15 protein-coding genes are annotated in these 17700 nt (G+C 44.4%); 9 read left to right on the top strand and 6 right to left on the bottom strand.

Annotation, left to right across the window (positions count from 1 at the left end; all coding sequences use genetic code 11):
• Window positions 1–114 precede the first annotated feature (114 nt).
• Window positions 115–1026, top strand: coding sequence for an SMP-30/gluconolactonase/LRE family protein (locus G6R11_RS06090; protein WP_163132196.1), 912 nt, complete (start codon window positions 115–117; stop codon window positions 1024–1026).
• 43 nt (window positions 1027–1069) lie between these two features.
• Here G6R11_RS06090 and G6R11_RS06085 read toward each other — a convergent pair whose 3' ends face one another.
• The 3 genes from G6R11_RS06085 to G6R11_RS06075 all read right to left on the bottom strand — a co-directional run bounded on the left by G6R11_RS06085 (window position 1070) and on the right by G6R11_RS06075 (window position 3616).
• The gene (locus G6R11_RS06085) at window positions 1070–1315 is read right to left on the bottom strand and encodes a YdcH family protein (protein ID WP_163132195.1); all 246 of its coding nucleotides are present in this window, start codon (window positions 1313–1315) and stop codon (window positions 1070–1072) included.
• A gap of 135 nt (window positions 1316–1450) precedes the next feature.
• Complete coding sequence (locus G6R11_RS06080; RefSeq protein ID WP_163132194.1) at window positions 1451–2296, bottom strand: enoyl-CoA hydratase/isomerase family protein; 846 nt, start codon at window positions 2294–2296, stop codon at window positions 1451–1453.
• Between the two features lie 444 nt (window positions 2297–2740).
• Complete coding sequence (locus G6R11_RS06075; RefSeq protein ID WP_163132193.1) at window positions 2741–3616, bottom strand: radical SAM protein; 876 nt, start codon at window positions 3614–3616, stop codon at window positions 2741–2743.
• Between the two features lie 306 nt (window positions 3617–3922).
• Between G6R11_RS06075 and G6R11_RS06070 the strand changes: the two genes are divergently transcribed.
• The 4 genes from G6R11_RS06070 to G6R11_RS06055 all read left to right on the top strand — a co-directional run bounded on the left by G6R11_RS06070 (window position 3923) and on the right by G6R11_RS06055 (window position 9329).
• Entirely contained in the window at window positions 3923–4912 is a 990-nt protein-coding gene (locus G6R11_RS06070) for a zinc-dependent alcohol dehydrogenase family protein (RefSeq protein WP_163132192.1), read from the top strand.
• A gap of 85 nt (window positions 4913–4997) precedes the next feature.
• A complete protein-coding gene (locus G6R11_RS06065) occupies window positions 4998–6386 on the top strand; it encodes an MATE family efflux transporter (protein ID WP_163132191.1) in 1389 nt (462 codons plus the stop codon).
• Between the two features lie 21 nt (window positions 6387–6407).
• Complete coding sequence (locus tag G6R11_RS06060; RefSeq protein WP_163132190.1) at window positions 6408–7301, top strand: LysR family transcriptional regulator; 894 nt, start codon at window positions 6408–6410, stop codon at window positions 7299–7301.
• A 294-nt stretch (window positions 7302–7595) separates the two neighbouring features.
• Window positions 7596–9329 carry a hypothetical protein gene (locus tag G6R11_RS06055; RefSeq protein WP_163132189.1) on the top strand — a complete coding sequence of 578 codons (1734 nt, stop codon included), beginning with the start codon at window positions 7596–7598 and terminating at the stop codon, window positions 9327–9329.
• A 61-nt stretch (window positions 9330–9390) separates the two neighbouring features.
• Here G6R11_RS06055 and sstT read toward each other — a convergent pair whose 3' ends face one another.
• Window positions 9391–10614 (bottom strand): serine/threonine transporter SstT, encoded by a 1224-nt coding sequence (gene sstT / locus G6R11_RS06050; RefSeq protein ID WP_163132188.1) that lies wholly within the window; start codon window positions 10612–10614, stop codon window positions 9391–9393.
• 424 nt (window positions 10615–11038) lie between these two features.
• On the opposite strand from sstT, the gene G6R11_RS06045 reads away from it, so the two are divergent.
• The 4 genes from G6R11_RS06045 to G6R11_RS06030 all read left to right on the top strand — a co-directional run bounded on the left by G6R11_RS06045 (window position 11039) and on the right by G6R11_RS06030 (window position 16319).
• Window positions 11039–11791 carry a TetR/AcrR family transcriptional regulator gene (locus tag G6R11_RS06045; RefSeq protein ID WP_163132187.1) on the top strand — a complete coding sequence of 251 codons (753 nt, stop codon included), beginning with the start codon at window positions 11039–11041 and terminating at the stop codon, window positions 11789–11791.
• Between the two features lie 235 nt (window positions 11792–12026).
• Window positions 12027–14342 carry an RND family transporter gene (locus G6R11_RS06040; protein ID WP_163132186.1) on the top strand — a complete coding sequence of 772 codons (2316 nt, stop codon included), beginning with the start codon at window positions 12027–12029 and terminating at the stop codon, window positions 14340–14342.
• Window positions 14311–15129 carry an outer membrane lipoprotein-sorting protein gene (locus G6R11_RS06035; protein WP_163132185.1) on the top strand — a complete coding sequence of 273 codons (819 nt, stop codon included), beginning with the start codon at window positions 14311–14313 and terminating at the stop codon, window positions 15127–15129. The genes G6R11_RS06040 and G6R11_RS06035 overlap by 32 nt, the downstream gene beginning before the upstream one ends.
• Window positions 15129–16319: a hypothetical protein gene (locus G6R11_RS06030; RefSeq protein WP_240352409.1), complete on the top strand. Its 1191-nt coding sequence runs from the start codon at window positions 15129–15131 to the stop codon at window positions 16317–16319. The genes G6R11_RS06035 and G6R11_RS06030 overlap by 1 nt, the downstream gene beginning before the upstream one ends.
• Window positions 16320–16519: 200 nt before the next feature.
• On the opposite strand, the gene G6R11_RS06020 is transcribed toward G6R11_RS06030, so the two are convergent.
• Complete coding sequence (locus tag G6R11_RS06020; protein WP_163132184.1) at window positions 16520–17221, bottom strand: hypothetical protein; 702 nt, start codon at window positions 17219–17221, stop codon at window positions 16520–16522.
• Between the two features lie 171 nt (window positions 17222–17392).
• Window positions 17393–17689 (bottom strand): hypothetical protein, encoded by a 297-nt coding sequence (locus G6R11_RS06015; RefSeq protein WP_163132183.1) that lies wholly within the window; start codon window positions 17687–17689, stop codon window positions 17393–17395.
• Window positions 17690–17700 lie beyond the last annotated feature (11 nt).

The following is a 17700-nucleotide window of genomic DNA, read 5'->3' as shown; positions in this document are numbered from 1 at the left end:
AATACAATTAATCCATGAAACAAATCATCCAGCTAATGCGAAGTGTTACCATCGACCACGTAAAACCGCAGTGAGATAATTTGCTGCTAGTTGGTCATTTTTCTAGGATTAAGCATGTTGCAAACCCCAAAGGTTACCTGTGTCTGGCAGGCTGAAGCGCGTTTAGGCGAAGGTGTAGTATGGATAGAACAAGAGCAAGCGCTCTATTGGGTAGACATTCTTAAAGAAAGTTTGCACCGCTATCACCCCGCCAGCGGTGAGCAGCAAAGCTGGTCGCAAAAGCCAATGATTAGTGCCATTTTACCCACCCTTATTCCCGGCGATAGCACTACTTTTGTAGCCACCTATGCCAACGGGGTAAAACTACTTCGTGACGATAAAAGCACCTTGTTGCTCGACCCCGAACCGACACTAAAAGAAAACCGCCTAAATGACGCTTGGGTTTCGCCCAATGGCGACTTATGGCTAGGCTCAATGGATTGCCAAATAACCAAGGCTTCCGGACAGTTTTATCGCTTAAGCCCAAACTTAGAGCTAAACACGCTAGATGAAAAATACTGGGTAACCAACGGCCCCACCTTTTGCGAAAAGCAAGGCTATGGCTACTTTGTCGATACCGAAAACTTCCTCATAAAACGCGGAAAACTCAGTGAAGACGGCAACATTAAAGAACTACAAGATTGGCTGCATATTGATCGCAGCTTTGGCAACCCCGATGGCATCACCTTAGATGCAGAACAGCATATCTGGGTAGCCCATTTTAATGGCGCAAAACTTAGCCGCTATACCCCACAAGGTGAACTAGAACGACAAATCGCCATTCCAGCACTTAACGTCACTAAATGTGCCTTTGGCGGTCCAAATTTAAGCACTTTGTATGTGGTAAGTGCCCGCGAAGGCATGAGTGAACAACAACTATGCGACTACCCGCTAAGCGGCGGCGTATTTGCCATAGAGCTTAACGATATTAAAGGCTTAGCCACACCAGCATTTACTATCAAAGAGTATCCAGCGGCTAGCGAATAGCCCAACAAAAAAGCTCAAGCGTTTGCTCGAGCTTTTTCGTTTATTACTTTTCAGCTTGCAAAATCCGCTGATAAAGAGAATCTTTTAGTAGTGAGCGATCATGCTTGAGCTGATGCATGGCTTGATCGTCAATCGGTGAATTGCTGAGTTCTAAATCTCTAATTTTATTGTCTAAGTCTTCGTAGTGCTGCGCATCTCTAGCAAAGCTTTGATCGCTTTTCACTAAGCTTAATATGCTTGCTTTAGATTTTGGGAATTCGTGTAGTAGTGAATGGCTTTCACCTAGCATAGTGAACCTCTCATTTTGTTGATTCGGGTGAATTGAACATCAGTTTTAGCACTTGGCTTGATAAGCTTTAGAAATTAGAAAGCTCCCCGTTTCTCTTTCGAGTTAACACCGTAGGAGCTTTCTTGTTAGCTTGTTCTAGTTAATATCTTGAACGGTCATAACTAACTGTTCCCAGTTACGTTGGTTCTCTATATCGTGCTCTAGGCCTTGCTCATCAGCAATTTGGAAACGCTTAACAGCAGGTGTTTTGCTGGTAGCTTGGTATAACCAATAGGCTTCAGCTTTAAGAGCTTCATCGATTGGTTTGTCGATTGACTCATACACCATCTGCTTACAAGCGTTAATTGATTCTGCAGGGAATTTAGATATACGTTGCGCTAGGGCGTCGACATAAGGACCAATTTCATCGGGTTCTAAAGCTTTATTAATGGTGCCGTAAGCTTCTGCTTCGTCGGCACTAAAATCACGTGCGCTGAGCACAATTTCTAAGGCGCGCCCCAAACCCACTTGGCGAGCCATACGCGAAGCACCGCCGCCACATGGCAAGATGCCCATGCCTACTTCCATTTGCATGAATTTATATTTGCCCCGAGCTGCAAAACGCATATCGCAGGCCAAAGCAAACTCATGACCGCCGCCACGGGCAAAGCCTTCTAGTTTTGCAATAGTCGCTTGAGGCAGCTTACTAATGCGCTCAAGAACTGCTTGTAAGTCGAGTAGTTTTGCTTCTTCGCGAGACACCGCCTCGGTCGACATGTCTTTAAGCAAATCCGTATCATAATGGCATACCCAAATTTCTGGATTTGCCGATTGGAATACCACCACTTTTACGCTGCGATCGCGTTCTAAACGCAGTGCCAAACCGTTTAGGTCAGCTAGCATCTCCTGACCTTGTACGTTAACCGTTCCAAAATCAAAAGTGACATATAAAATCGCCTCGTCTTGTTTTGCGGTAAATGTTGTGTAGCCTTGGTAAGCCATATTCAATTCCTTCCGTTTTATGATTGTCTCGTTATCAGCTCGTGGATAACTAAGTAAAAGGTATGCCCTGCTCATTGTTTAAACAATCAAAGAAAAAACGAAACTAAATCAACAAAAGGTTAACAATGTAAGCTTATGAATTTATTAACTTATCCATAATTATTTCGAGTGTAAAAAAGAAATAAAGCTTATTGATTGGTGTCGACGATTATCAAGTAAACCTTGCTTAAATGCGCTTAGAGAATGTAATCCGTCACTACAGTTCACGATGAACGAACAAGAGGCTACTAAACAGAAAAGGTAAAGAAGAGAGAGGCAAAATCTAGCTCGATTTAAACACATAAAAAAGCGACTTCTATGAAGCCGCTGAATACTCGCTAATCATCATTAGCGTTTAAATCTCCTAGCTATTTACTACCAGGCCATTTACTACCTAGCCGTTTACTACCAAGCGTAAGTCTCAATAGCATTTTTCTGCGCCATTGGATTATGCGAGATATGTTGATTAATGTTCTGTAAAAATGATTGGCGAACCTCGGGCCAAACACCGCGCATAGACGCTATATTGTTGCCATGATCACCCCAGTAATAACAGGGGAAGTCATCCATATTTTCCAGCAAGTACCTTTCCTCTTCCAATATCTGCAGCGGTGTGGGTAGCACAAACTCTCCTCGGTGTAGCTCTCGCTCCAGTTCACTGCCAGGTTGGATTGCAAGTGCCATTGGCGCAATTGCATCTGGCTGCATTATGTTGAGCAAGCTAGTGGTGTTTTCAGCATGCTCGATGGAGCGATCTTTGCCACCTAAACCAAAAATGAAGGAAGCAAGCACCTGAATATTGGCTTCACGCGCCATCTCCATACCTTTAATAGCATGCTCTCGCGTCATGCCTTTTTTAATCCGCTCCAGAACAATCGGGTCGCCAGACTCTAAACCAGAATAAGCGGTGGTAAGGCCCGCCGAACGCAGCTCTTTTAGCTCCGAGATACTCTTACGACGGAAATCGTTAAAGCCTGAATACAAGGCTAGATGTTTAAGCTCAGGAAAAGTTACCTTAACCTTATCAAGGATCTTCAACAGCTTGTCGGTTCGCATCGCCATTACATTGCCATCGATAAGGAATATCGATTCAACCTTATGATGCATCAACCTTGCTTCATCAATGTCTTTAAAGATCGCCTCAAGGTCACGCACCTTAAAGCGTTTGTCGTCGAACATGGTACAGAAGGTACACTGGTTATTGCTGCAACCCAGCGTCGTTTGAATAAGTACACTCTTGGCTTCCATCCAAGGACGATAGATTTTACCTTCATAATGCATAGTAGGCTCCTCAACCTAGGGCGTTTATTGCCGAGAAGTCTACTGCTATGTCAAAGCTGCGATAAGAAAGTGAAAGGTAGAATCAGTGTTAATAAAAATTTAATAATGCTTAGGGCCAATCATCGCCCATAAACCATCTTCAAATTCGCCGCTAGCCGCCTGATGTTGCTGGATTAAGCTTGGTCCACTTCATTATTAACAAAAACTTAAAACTGATTTTGTATTTGCCCTTCTTATCAAATTATTCATGCTGCCTATACTGAAGCCAACTCAATGACAGACAACAACGGATAGAGGTTCATAATCATGAAAGCAACAGTGATTCGCGCATTCGGTGGCAGCGACGTATTTGAAACAGCAGAAATTGCAAAACCAGAAGTAAAACCTGGTCACCTTGTTATCAAGATTGCGGCCTCTAGTATTAATACCATCGACATGATGATTCGTGACATGGGCGAAGCCTTACCTTTTCACCCGCAGCTTCCTGGCGTATTGGGCATGGATTTCGCGGGTACTGTTGAAGCGGTAGGCGAAGGTGTAAGCGACTTTAAACCTGGTGACGAAGTATACGGCTGTGCTGGTGGGCTTGGTGAACTACAAGGCTCGTTGGCCGAATACATGTTGGCAGATGCTGATTTAGTGGCTCACAAACCAAACAACATCTCAATGCGTGAAGCAGCAGCCCTACCACTAGTAGGTATCACAGCATATGAAGGTTTAGTCCGTGCAGGTATTACTGCAGGCCAAAAAGTACTTGTACACGGTGGTGCTGGCGGTGTGGGTCATGTTGCGCTGCAACTGGCAAAACATTTTGGTACCGAAGTTTTTGCAACCGGTGCCGCTGGCGAACAAACCAATCTCATCGCAGAGCTTGGCGCAACGGCTATCGACTTTAAAACCGAAACCGTTGCCGACTATGTTGAGAAGTACACCAATGGTGGCGGCTTTGATGTGATTTTTGATTCTGTGGGCGGCGCTAACATCAACAACTCGATTGAGGCAGCTAAGCTAAACGGTCAAATTGCCACCACCTTATCTATGCACGAGCAAGATTTAACCATGGTGCACATGAAAGGCCTGTCTTTACATGTTGTGTTTATGCTTTTACCGATGATCTATAACCAAGGCCGAGCAGCTCACGGCAAGATCTTAAAAGCACTAGCAAAAATTGTTGAAGCCGGTGAACTAAAACCAGTGCTTGATAGCCAACAATTTGCCCTAGCCGATGCGGCTGCAGCGCACGACCGTTTGGCTAGTGGTCAAGCGATTGGCAAAGTTGTTGTTGATATTAAATAGTCGCTAAGCCTCGCGCTCAATGGCTTGCTTTAAAGCAAGCCATTGTTGTTTCTACCTTCAGCAAATTCCCAATTAGGCCAGCTAGATGATTGCAGTTTCTCCAACATTAATACTTATCATAAAGCGCACGCTGCCACTTACGGTAGGTTTGTTCGCCATTATGTTGGTGCAATTGGTGGACTCTGTATTTATAGGCATGCTTGGGCTCAATCAGCTGGCTGTTCATGGCATCACCCTGCCCTTTCAAGCTACATTTATTGGTATTCAAGTTGGTATTGGTGTTGCGGCAACCTCGATTATTTCTAAGGCCTGTGGCGCGCGCGATAAGCTAAAGTCTCAAACCATTGCCACCTTAGCTGCAGCCGGCGGAAGTCTATTTATAGCCTTACTGGGCGTTTTGCTGTGGCTCTTACAAGAGCCGATATTGGCAACATTTATTGCTACCGACGTAAGCCAAGCACAACAATTAGCATTAGCAGCAATCTTTAATCGCTATTGGCCAGTGTGGTTATTAAGTGCTACTTCGGTGGCCGCTTTATATTTGGTGTCTTGTGTCTACCGAGCCAACGAAGATACTAAAACCACTGGGCAAATGTTTCTGCTGGCCAGTGTTATTAATCTGATTCTTGATCCCTTGCTTATCTTCAGCCTTAACATGGGCATTGTGGGGGCAGCTCTTGCCTCTACGCTAAGCTACGCCTTTTGTACCTTGTACATGCTTTACAAAGCGCGAGGGAAGCAGTGGTTCGCCGCAGTAAGCTTAAATTCAAGCAATAACAGCGCTTACTCTAATCAGTCTGCCATACTCAACTCGCCTTATTTCTACTACGGCAAAGAGTTAATTCGCACCACTGTGCCAACGATATTGAATCAGTCTCTACCCTCATTAAGCGCCTTTATCTGCATGGTGTTAATCGCGCAAATCGGCACCGAAGAAATTGCATTTTGGAGCCTATTAGCTCGACTAGAAAGCTTTCTTCTGGTGTTTACTTTGGCTTTAACCATGGCTATTCCGCCGATCATTGGTCGCTACCTTGGCGAAGGTAAGCTTGGTGAGATTGTTGAGGTACTAACTGTTACTGCTAAGTTTTTACTGGCTTTTCATCTAGTCATCGCGCTTATTGCAGGTATTAGCTCACCCTATATTATTCCCATGATAAGTACTGATATGATGATGCAGAACTGGTTTAGCATTGCACTGTGGGTGATTCCATTTAGCTATGCACCTCTTGGTCTTTGTATGTTGGTGGTGTCCGCATTTAATGCCCTAGGGGAAGCTCGCCGCGCTTTGTTTGTGTCTATGGTTCGTTTATTGGTGTTGTATGTGCCGGCCATTTGGCTAGGCGCAGCAACAGAGAACATTGTTCAAACTATTATTGCGGCGTGTATTGCCAATACGCTTGCAGGTGCCTATGCATGGTTTAAGCTAAAGCAGTGCACAGAACTTCAATTTAACCGCTCACAACTTGCCTAACTAAAAGGTTGATATAAAACGATGAATATAGAGCACCTCCGCTTATTTGTAAGAGTTGCAGCTACCCACAATATTAGCCTGGCCGGAAAAGAGCTTGGTTTGTCGGCACCGGTTGCCAGCATGCATATCAATAAACTGGAAGAAAGCATTGGCGCTCGGCTTATTCATCGCACCACCCGCAAGGTTTCACTTACCGAAGAAGGCGAAGCACTTTTACCCTATGCCGACGAAATTTTAGCCAGCGTTGATGCGGCTCGCTCAACTGTGGGCACCGGCAAAGCCCAAGCAACTGGCACCATTAGAATTACCGCTCCCGCTTCCTTTGGCCGAATGCATGTTATACCTGCCTTAAAAGGCTTTTTAGATAAGCATCCTGAGCTGTCGGTAGATATTCGCTTAACCGACTCGATGATTGATATGATTGAAGGTGGCTTTGATGTAGCCATTCGTGACGCAGACCTAAAAGACTCAACCCTTATCGCGAAAAAGTTGGCGACCGATAAACGCATTATCTGCGCCTCGCCAGAGTATATTGCAGCTCACGGCAATCCAACATCGCTTGAAGAGTTAAAGAATCATAGCTGCGTTAAGCAAATGGGCTTTGATAGCTGGACTTTTAATACCCCCACAGGCCTACAAAACATAAAGCTTAAAGGCAGAGTTAGGGTAGACCACGGAGAAGCTGTACGCGATACAGCCTTACAAGGTTTGGGTGTTGCAATGTGTGCTGAATGGTTAGTTTACCAGCAGCTAAAAAACGGCAGCTTAGTTGAAGTACTAACAGATTACAGCCTCAATGATGCAGCGGCGATTTGGGCGGTTTACCCCAGCTCTCGGCTGCTTGCGCCAAAGGTCAGAGCCTTTCTTGATTACTTCTCAGAATACTATGGCGCGCCGCCCTATTGGGAAAACTAAGCAATACTTCTCACCACTAAGCGCCGCTTGAAAACTCGGCGCTATGTTTTTCTGTAATTCAATTAACTGCAAAATAGAAGCGCTACTCGGGCTAGTTTTGCTTTTCAAACGCACTCATAACGCCCCTGCCACCCAACCCAAATTTTGATGCAAAACAGCGAATTAATTGTTTAATTACTTATTAATTGAAGTGCCTGTTTATCAATGATTTAATAAAGCTCTTTCGCCCCCCTACAGTTGAAGCTAAGCGAGTTTCATCTAGAGGTAATTGCTTAAATAAATACGGAGTTTTAGATGAAAAATGTTCTTATCGCAGGTGGACTATTAGCTATTGGGGCTGGCGCCGGCGGCTATTGGTATTCGCAACAAGCTGGTCAAGTTAATGCCGGTGCAGACGTACTTTCGTACATTCCTGCCGATACCGCGATTTTATCTTTGCAGCTAAAACCGTTTCCGGTAAAAGCTTATATTGATTCACTGTCTGGCTCTTACAAAAGCTTGCCAAGCGATACCTTTGAAGAGTCAGAGATAAGCGATCCTCGCGGCAAATTCTTTGTAGCCTTGTTCGATAGCTACAACCAAGCACTTAGCGACGGACAAACCTTTGTCGATACCTTTGGTTTAGCGGACGATATTCGCAGCTACTTTTATACCTTAGGTGCGATTCCAGTACTGAAAGTAGAAGTGACCAAGGCCGATGCTATCTGGGCATGGTTAGATAAAGCCGAGCAACAAAGCGGCTTTACCCATACTAAGCAAAACCTTAAAGGTATAGATTATCGCGCATACCGCTTAAATGATGAGGGCGACACCGAAACAGCCGACTTAGTTGTAGCGGTAAACAACAACCTGCTCACCATTACCCTTAATACCTCTATTAATGAAGATAGCTTGTTAGAAACTGCGCTAGGCCTTAATCCCGCAGAGCAGCCAATTAGCGACACCACTATCATTCAAGACAGCTTAAGCAAACATGGCTTCTTAGAAGAAGGCTTTGGTTTTATCAACCACCAAGCTATTGCCAAAGCTCTTACCACTAGCGATGGTAGCTTGCTGGCCAAACATATTACTAAGCTAGAGCGAGCGGATAACAGCAATGGCCTTGCGGTTTTACGCACCCCAGCCTGTGAACAAGAGTTTGCCAGCATTACTGCTAACTGGCCAAAAACCGTGATGGGTTTTGATACCTTAGACATTAGCGAGCAAGAAAGCAGCTTTGGCGTTCGCATGGTGGTTGAGAGCAATAACAGCGTATTGCTTAGCGCCTACCAAGCAATGAGTGGCTTTATTCCCTCTTATGCCTCTAATACTGAAGATGCCGTGTTTAGCATGGCTTACGGGGTAGACGTAAACCAACTGGTGCCTTCGTTATTGTCGGTTTGGGAAGAAATGCTGACACCTGATTATCAATGTGAGCCTTTGCAAAATATCCAAATGGCAATGCAACAGCAAAACCCAGGCATGGTAGGCATGATGACCGGCATGGCCAACGGCCTTAAAGGTATTGGCATGGCAGTATTTAACTATGAATTAGCTGACATGAGCCGCCCTGAAGAGCTAGAAAGCCTAGATGCCATAATTAGTATTTCTGCCGATAACCCAGCTGCATTGTTCGACATTGCTAAACAGTTCTCGCCAGAGCTAGCTAGCATCAGCTTGCCAGCAGATGGAACACCGGTTGACGTTAGCCACTTGCTACCATTGCCACCAACCACCAAGGTGCTGCCTCAACTAGCACTTAAAGGTAACCATTTGGTTTTATTTAACGGTGAGCGCGCAGCCGCAGTTAGCCAGCAATTGGCCTCAGAGCCAGTTGCCAACAATGGCTTGCTTAGCATGTACATCGACTACCAGCAAATGTTCGAGCCTATTGTTAGTGGCATTGAAATGAGCGGTGAAGAAGTACCTGAAGAGCTAATGGACTTAAAAGACTACCGAATTAAAGCGCAGATGAACATGGCCGTGAACGACCAAGGCATCTCCTTTGGTTCTAGCATGACTAGCCAAGCAGATAGCGCTGTAAACTAGTTAGCACAAAACAAAAAGGATGGCTTAAGCCATCCTTTTTCACATCAGTTTAGAAAGCTTGTTAAGCTTTTTCTTCAGCTGCCTTACAACATGCTGCGGTAAACAATACATCGGTAGAGCTGTTTAACGCGGTTTCGGCTGAGTCTTGCAATACGCCAATAATAAAGCCTACCGCTACTACTTGCATGGCCACATCGTTAGATACACCAAACAAACTACAGGCTAGTGGGATAAGCAGTAAAGAACCACCAGCAACCCCAGAGGCACCACAGGCTGAAACAGCAGCTACTACGCTAAGTAATAGGGCAGTAGCAAAATCTACCTGAATACCTAGAGTGTGCACAGCCGCTAGCGATAGCACGGTAATAGTAATCGCAGCACCGGCCATATTAATGGTAGCGCCAAGAGGAATAGATACTGAATAAGTGTCTTCATCTAAATCTAAGCGCTGAGCTAAATCCATGTTTACTGGAATGTTCGCCGCTGAACTACGGGTGAAGAATGCTGTTACGCCGCTTTCACGCAAGCACTTAAATACCAATGGGTATGGGTTGCGACGAATTTTGTAGAAAACTAGCAGTGGGTTCATCACCAAGGCAATCAGCAACATAGAGCCAATCAATACCAACAGCAGTTGGCTATAACCTAGCAATACCGAGAAACCTGTTTGAGCAATGGTATTGGCCACTAAGCCAAAAATACCAATAGGTGCTAAACGGATCACAAAGCGCACAATGCTCGACACGCCTGCCGCAACATCGTTAAACAGGGTTTTAGTGGTATCAGACGCACTATGCATCGCAATACCTAAACCAATAGCCCAAGCTAGAATGCCGATATAGTTGCCATTCATAATGGCGCTAATTGGGTTATCGACAATTTTAAATAATAAGGTATGTAATACCTCGCCAATGCCTTGTGGCGGGTTAGCCGAGGTCTCGTTGCTCACCAAAACTAACTCGGTAGGGAACATAAAGCTCATGGCTACCGCCGTTAACGACGCGGCAAAGGTACCAAATAAATACAAGTAAATAATCGGGCGAAGCTGGGTATTTTGGCCACGTTTATGGCTGGCCACCGAGGCTGCTACCAATACAAACACCAATACCGGCGCAACGGCTTTTAAGGCGCCAACAAACAGGCTACCTAACATGCCAAAGGATGTTGCTACATTAGGTGCAAGTACCGCTAACGCGCTACCGGCAATAATACCGATGAGGATTTGCAGCACTAAACTGCCGTGAGTAAAAAATCTTAATATGCTGTTGTTTGATTGTTGTTTCATGCTTCTTATGGTCCTTTGGTGAAGCTATATAATTGGCGAAGGCGTAACCTTATAGGATGAACCACCACATTCACAGGTAATAAGCACATTAAATTGACACATCGCAAAAACTTTTCACTCAGCTTTACTGCTTAAGTAATATACAAGCAATGCCTCACGCCATAACCCCAACATTTTCAGCTATTACTCAATTAACTTAACTTCAATACTTGCCCTTAAGCTCAGTATTTACTTACACTTTGGGCGAGCATTCAGGTTTTTGTGGTATTTATTGTCATCACCCCTTAGCAAAGCACTAGGTATATGGCTTAAGTTAAATCCTAAAAACCTAACATCAAATAAAAATAAACTTGAACTCATCGTCATCAGGGCGTATAACTTGACGAATCGTCACATTGTGACGAAGTGTCAATATAGAGAAAAAATGAATACAAAAACCAGAAAAGCCCAAGAAATTGCCAACCGCGAAGAGCTATTGCTAGATATTGCCTTGGAGTTGATGGCGGAAACCGGCTTTGCTGGTCTTACGATGGATAAAATTACCCAGCGTTCGCAGTATTCTAAAGGCACGGTGTACAACCACTTTGCCTGTAAAGAAGATGTATTGTGTGCCTTGTGTTGCCGGTCGATGCGCTTGCAGATTGATTTATACCAACGCATTAATGACTTTAAAGGCAGTACCCGAGAGAAGATGATTGCTATGGCCTATGGCTATCGCTTGTTTAATCGTCTTTACCCTACTTTGTCGATGGTGGTGTTAAGCATGAAAACACCCAACATCATGGAGAAAACCTCGAGTATTCGCAGTACCAGCGTAAGTGAACACGAAAACAAGATTGTAGGTGTAGCGGTTAAGTTAATTGAAGAGGCCGTAGCCTTGGGCGAGATCCCTGCCAGCCAAAATGTTGATGCAAATGCCGCGACTTTTGCAGCGTGGTCAATGGCCTTTGGTACTAATGCTCTTAGCAGCGCGGTGGTTAATAAATCCAGTAAGTTTTGCACTGCTGGCTTCGACAGCCAATTCGCCCTGCTTTATAACATTAACTTATTGTGTGATGGGCTAAATTGGCAACCGCTGTCGCAACAACAAGACTACCTAGCAACCTGGCAGCGAATAGGCCAAGAGCTTTACGCTGACGAACTGGCAATACTAGAGAAAAACGAAACACTGTACTAAGCGCTTTACGCAAACCGGCAATTAGCTCACAAAGTTTTTGTCAGCGAAACAAGAAAAAGTGCCAAGTTGTTCTACTGTTGTTAAGTGGAATAACAAACGCACGCATTTAGATTCAAACTAACCGCCCGATATTGCGGTTTTTTAAGCAAAGGAAGTGACGATTCGTCAATTTTAGACAAATCGTCATAATTCACTTTTAACCAATTGAATGGTGCAATTGGTATAGGACAGGGCCATGGAACAGAAATTTTTTAATCAAGTGATTGCCAGACCTTGGCTAACACTGATGTTATTAATGATAGCCGTTGTAGCAATGACCTCTGGCGGACGGTTTCTTACCTTTGTAGGTGACTATCGAATTTTCTTTGGTGAGGATAATCCTCAACTTCAAGAATTTGAAAGCATGCAAAAGGTGTTTAATAAAACTGATTCAGTCACCTTTGTTATCTCTCCCAACGAAGGCGATGTATTTAACCCACAATCGCTCACGCTGATTAAAGAGCTTACCGATGACTCTTGGCTCATCCCTAACTCAACTCGCGTTGATTCCATTACTAACTTCCAGCATACCGAAGCAGTAGAAGACGACCTTTGGGTTGAAGATTTGCTGCTAGAGCTAGACATGCTCGATGCGGAGAAGGTAAGCAAGATTAAAGCGGTAAGCCTGAGTGAGCAACTACTAGAAAATCGCTTAATTAGCCTAGATGGTCGCGTGGCAGTAATCGCCGCCACTATTACCATCTCTGAAGATGATATGCAGGCAGAGGTGCCTAAAACCTCTAAATTTGTTCGCGAGCTACAAAGCAAGTATCAACAAGCCTACCCAGAACACAAAATTCTGCTCTCTGGCATGGTAATGATGAACAACAGCTTCATCGAGCAAAGCCAGAAAGACATGTCGACCCTAGTACCACTTATGTTCTTGCTAATTTTGGTGATGCTAGCAATTTTACTTCGCTCAATACTAGGTATGCTCGCCACCCTAGTGGTTATTGTTGTAACCATTGCCAGCACCATGGGCATGGCCGGTTGGATGGGCTTTGCGCTTAATACCGTAACGGTAAATGTGCCTACCATGGTAATGACCTTAGCGGTCGCCGACTGTGTGCATGTGATTGCCTCAATGCTTTACGAGATGCGCCAAGGTAAGTCTAAAAAAGAAGCTTTGGCTTTTAGTTTAAAAATCAACAACCGGGCTATTTTCCTTACCAGTGCCACTACAGCGATTGGTTTCTTAACCCTTAACTTCTCTGACTCGCCACCATTTCAAGCCCTAGGAACCATTGTGGCGGTTGGTGTAATGTTGGCTTATGTGTACGCACTTACCATCTTGCCAGCCCTGCTTAACATTCTGCCAATTAAACAAACGCCGAGTATTAGCAGCCGTTCAAACTACGACCGCTTAGCAAACTTTGTGATTGATTCACGCAAATGGTTAATGCCGGTTACCCTGGTAGTTATTGTTGGCTTCTTGGCCATGATCCCGCGTAACCAACTTAACGACGTGGCTACAGAGTACTTCAGTAAGGAGGTGGACTTTCGTAAATCCACAGACTTTATGGAGGATAATATATCCGGGATTACCACCATTTCTTATGAAATAAGAAGCGGTGAAAGCAGCGGAATAAACGAGCCAAATTACATGCAAAAAGTGGCCGATTTTAGTGCTTGGTTACGCCAACAGCCAGAAATCGACAACGTAAATAGCATCTCCGACATTATGCGCCGTTTAAACAAAAACATGCATGGTGACGACCCTAGCTATTACTTGGTGCCAGAAGAACGCGAACTTTCTGCCCAGTATTTATTGATGTATGAAATGAGCTTGCCCTACGGCTTAGATTTGAATAACCAAATCAATGTAGATAAGTCGGCCACTCGCCTCACCATTACCACCAAAAACATGGGCTCTGTTGGCATGATAGCGCTTGAGCAACGTTCCTTAGAGTGGTGGCAACAAAATGCACCCGATTACCGAGTAATCGCCGCCAGCCCTAACTTAATGTTTGCCCACATTGGCGAGCGTAATATGCCGCAAGCCCTTAAAGGTGCATTTTGGGCCTTGGTGCTTATCTCGGTACTTATTGGTATTTCACTACGCTCACTGCGCCTTACCTTTATTAGCCTACTGCCAAACTTGGTGCCTGCAGGTATTGGTTTTGGCATTTGGGCGATAATTGACGGCAATATTAACTTAGGTTTATCCATAGTAATCAGCGTTACCCTAGGCATTGTGGTGGACGATACGGTGCACTTTCTCACTAAGTATCAGTATGCGCGTAAGCAAGGAAAGTCTGCCGAAGACGCAGTGCGCTACGCCTTTGTCACAGTGGGCAAAGCACTGGCTATTACCACCGCGGTATTGGTGGTTGGCTTCTCAGTATTAATTGGTTCAACCTTCACCATTAACTCCAATATGGGGCTACTTACTTCTATTATTATTGCCGTAGCCTTAATCATCGATTTCTTACTACTACCATTACTCTTGATTAGTTTTGACCGTGCAAAGGGAGCAGAAAATGCAGCAGCACTTCAACAAAAAACCGCTTAGCATGTGGCTTAATCGTGCCGCAGTTATCTGTATTAGCTTGTTGTTTAGCCAACAAGCCTTAGCAGAAACCGCCGAGGAAAAGGGCTTACGGATAGCCCAAGAGCGTAAAGCCTTTGATTTAGGCTGGGTAGATTCTAAAGCTGAAACCGAGATGGTGCTGTACAACGCCCAAGGTGATACCAGCACCCGCTCTATTCGCATTCAATCTCTAGAAGTAGAAGGTGATGGAGACAAAGCGCTAAGTGTATTTGACCACCCAGCAGATGTTAAAGGCACCGCCTTTTTAAGCTTTTCTCATGCCTTAGAGCCCGACGAACAGTGGCTATACTTACCTGCGTTAAAGCGAGTAAAACGCATTGGTTCGCGTAATAAATCTGGTCCTTACATGGGCAGCGAATTTGCCTTCGAAGACCTAAGCTCTTTTGAAGTAGAAAAATACACTTATACCTACTTACGTGACGAAACCATCGCCGGTTTCGACAGCTATGTGGTGCAAAACGTACCGGTAGATAAGTATTCAGGCTATACCAAGCAAATCACCTGGATGGATAAAGAAGCCTACCGCGTGCACAAGGTAGAGTTTTACGACCGCAAAGGCCAACTGCTTAAAACCCTCACCATGAGCGATTACCAAGTGTATGCCGACAAACACTGGCGCCCTTCTAAAATGCTAATGGTTAATCATCAAACCGATAAAAAGACCGAGATGTTCTGGAACAATTATCAGTTTAAAACCGGCGTAAAAGAATCAGACTTTAACAAAAACAAGCTTAAGCGAGCACGTTAATGAAAGCGACCTACACTCAGCTTGCGCTTGCCCTTGGAGCAACATTGTTAAGTGTAAACAGCGCAGCCATGGAGCTGCGCGGCAATGTAGCAGTGCAATATCGCGGCTTTTTTGAAAGCGGCGCATTTCCCGGCCAAGATCAGCAACACCAAGGCTCGATAAGTGCCGAGCCAGAGCTTTACTGGGAATGGAACGATGGCATCGACAGCATCACCTTTACGCCCTTTGCCCGTGCAGATTCAATGGACTCTGAGCGCACTCACGCTGATATTCGCGAGCTAAAATGGCTGCACTTAGCCGACGAATACGAGCTCGAAATTGGCATAGCCAAAGTGTTTTGGGGCGTTACCGAAACCCAGCACTTGGTTGATGTGATAAACCAAACCGACTTTATCGAATCACCCGATGGCGACGAAAAGCTTGGTCAACCGATGCTGCACTTTAATACCTATCAAGATTCAGGCATTTGGGATGTATTTATCTTACCCGGCTTTAGAGAGCGAACCTTTGCTGGGGTAGATGGCCGCTTTCGCCCACCACTTCCAGTGGACCAAGACAACACCCAGTATGAATCGGGCGCTAAAGACAAACACGTAGATTTTGCCTTACGTTGGGCGCAAACCTTTGGCGACTGGGACGTAGGTACTGCCTATTTTCGTGGCACTAATCGCGACCCACTGCTCATCGCCAGTGCCGATGGCACCAAACTTACCCCTTACTATGAGCAAATGGACCAACTTGGCCTAGATTTACAAGCCACCATTGGCGATTGGTTATGGAAGTTCGAAGGTTTATACCGCAATACCAACAGCAACAGTTATAGCGCTGCCGTAGGTGGTTACGAATATACCCTAGTAGGTTTATTCGACAGCATCGCCGACTTAGGGTTAATCACCGAATACAACTGGAATAGTGACGGCAAAGAGGCCACCTCTACCTTTCAAAACGATCTCTACTTAGGCGCGCGTTTAGTATTAAACGACGCCCAAAGTACCGAGTTTTTATTAGGTGGCGCGATAGACCTGGATTACGACACCAACGTAGTCACTCTAGAAGCCAGCCGACGCTTTGGCGAAAACTGGAAAGGCGAGTTAGATCTTTGGTACATCGATGCCGACGATATTGCAGACCCAACCTACACCTTTAGCAAAGACAGCTTTGTACAAGTAAACATGGCCTACTTTTTCTAAAAACTAAATAGAAAATAGATTGTAAAAAGCCCTCTTTGTGAGGGCTTTTTGTTGGGGTTAGTAAATGGGTTAGCTGAAAGTAACGCCGCACTAAGGTGTGAGCAACACAACACCGAAACCGCCGCAGACCACCTTAAACACTAAACCCATAGTAAAAATGCCACGCGTTGCGAATCACTCTTAAACAGTTTGTTATAGCGCTACTCTGTTGACATACCCATCTGTTTCCTAACTGTGTAAGTATAAAGCTCAAAAGCAGGTTTATACCCACTTTCATCAACCGCAATTTTTTCTTCGGCAAACTGGCGTATTATTAATTTGGCTTCTCGCTCAAAATATTTCTGGGAGAATTTTTCTACTGATTCGTCATTGCTAAACTCAGATTTTTCAATCAAAGCATCGTATAAATTAAACTTCTTGGAATTTGTAGACGTCGAATACAAATCAGATACTTCATATCTTATCCCATCATTTACAACTTCATTTACAACCCGATAGACATAAAATGTTATGGCAGCATTTTCAGAGCTGCTCAAGGATACTGTTAGCTTCTTAAGTGCTTCATTTTTTCTAGCCACATCAATTTGCAATTTATCTAGCTGAGCACGTTTTTCAGCAATTTCTCCAGTTTGACGCACAAGCTTCGACTCTGCGTTATATAAGTTAACCTCAGTGCTAGATAACTTACTATTCACACCATCTAAATTTTTAGCGGTTTCCTTTAAGCGATCATCTGTATCCTTTAGCTTGGCAGAGGCTACACTAAGCTTGGTTTCTGTCTCATCGAGTTTATTTAAAGCAACTCCTCTGTCTTTTTCGAGAGATTCGACTTCAAAAGTTAATGTTTCGACCAGAGAGCTCTTTTCATTTAGCTCCTGTTGTTTATCGAAAATTGGTTTCACTGAAAACACGTACGAGTATGTCACAACAGCTAACATTACCGGCGCACATAATTTATACACTCTATCAATATACAGGTCTTTCTTTTTACACATTATTGAACTTTATACTCTCTTTAACTCTGCGCTATAACGTCCAAAGCAGCGGTTTACCCGCTGCCTTTGTTTGTTAAATTATCTCTTTCTTCCGAGTGCTTTTCGAAGCTTGTAGATACCTTCCACAATAGGGGGAATTTCAATTTTTATTCCTGTGACTTTAAACTCGAATTTACCTCCCGAAACAATTAGTGCTACAGTTAGCGCAATACCGATACCGCAAAGAACTGTTTCAAACGGATTTCGACGATAAATATCAACAAGCATCAAATCTTCTTCAGGAGTAAGGACTCTATTAGCGACGGTTCTTAATTCTTCATAAGTCATATACTTAGCTCTTTCCATAATTGATTCAGCCAATTCCTCTTTGGTCATGGACCGAATAG

The sequence above is a fragment of the Agarivorans sp. Alg241-V36 genome, assembly GCF_900537085.1.
Classification (GTDB): Bacteria; Pseudomonadota; Gammaproteobacteria; order Enterobacterales; family Celerinatantimonadaceae; genus Agarivorans.
The sequence above is the reverse complement of the archived record's forward strand: the minus strand, read 5'-3'. Positions and strand labels throughout refer to the sequence as shown.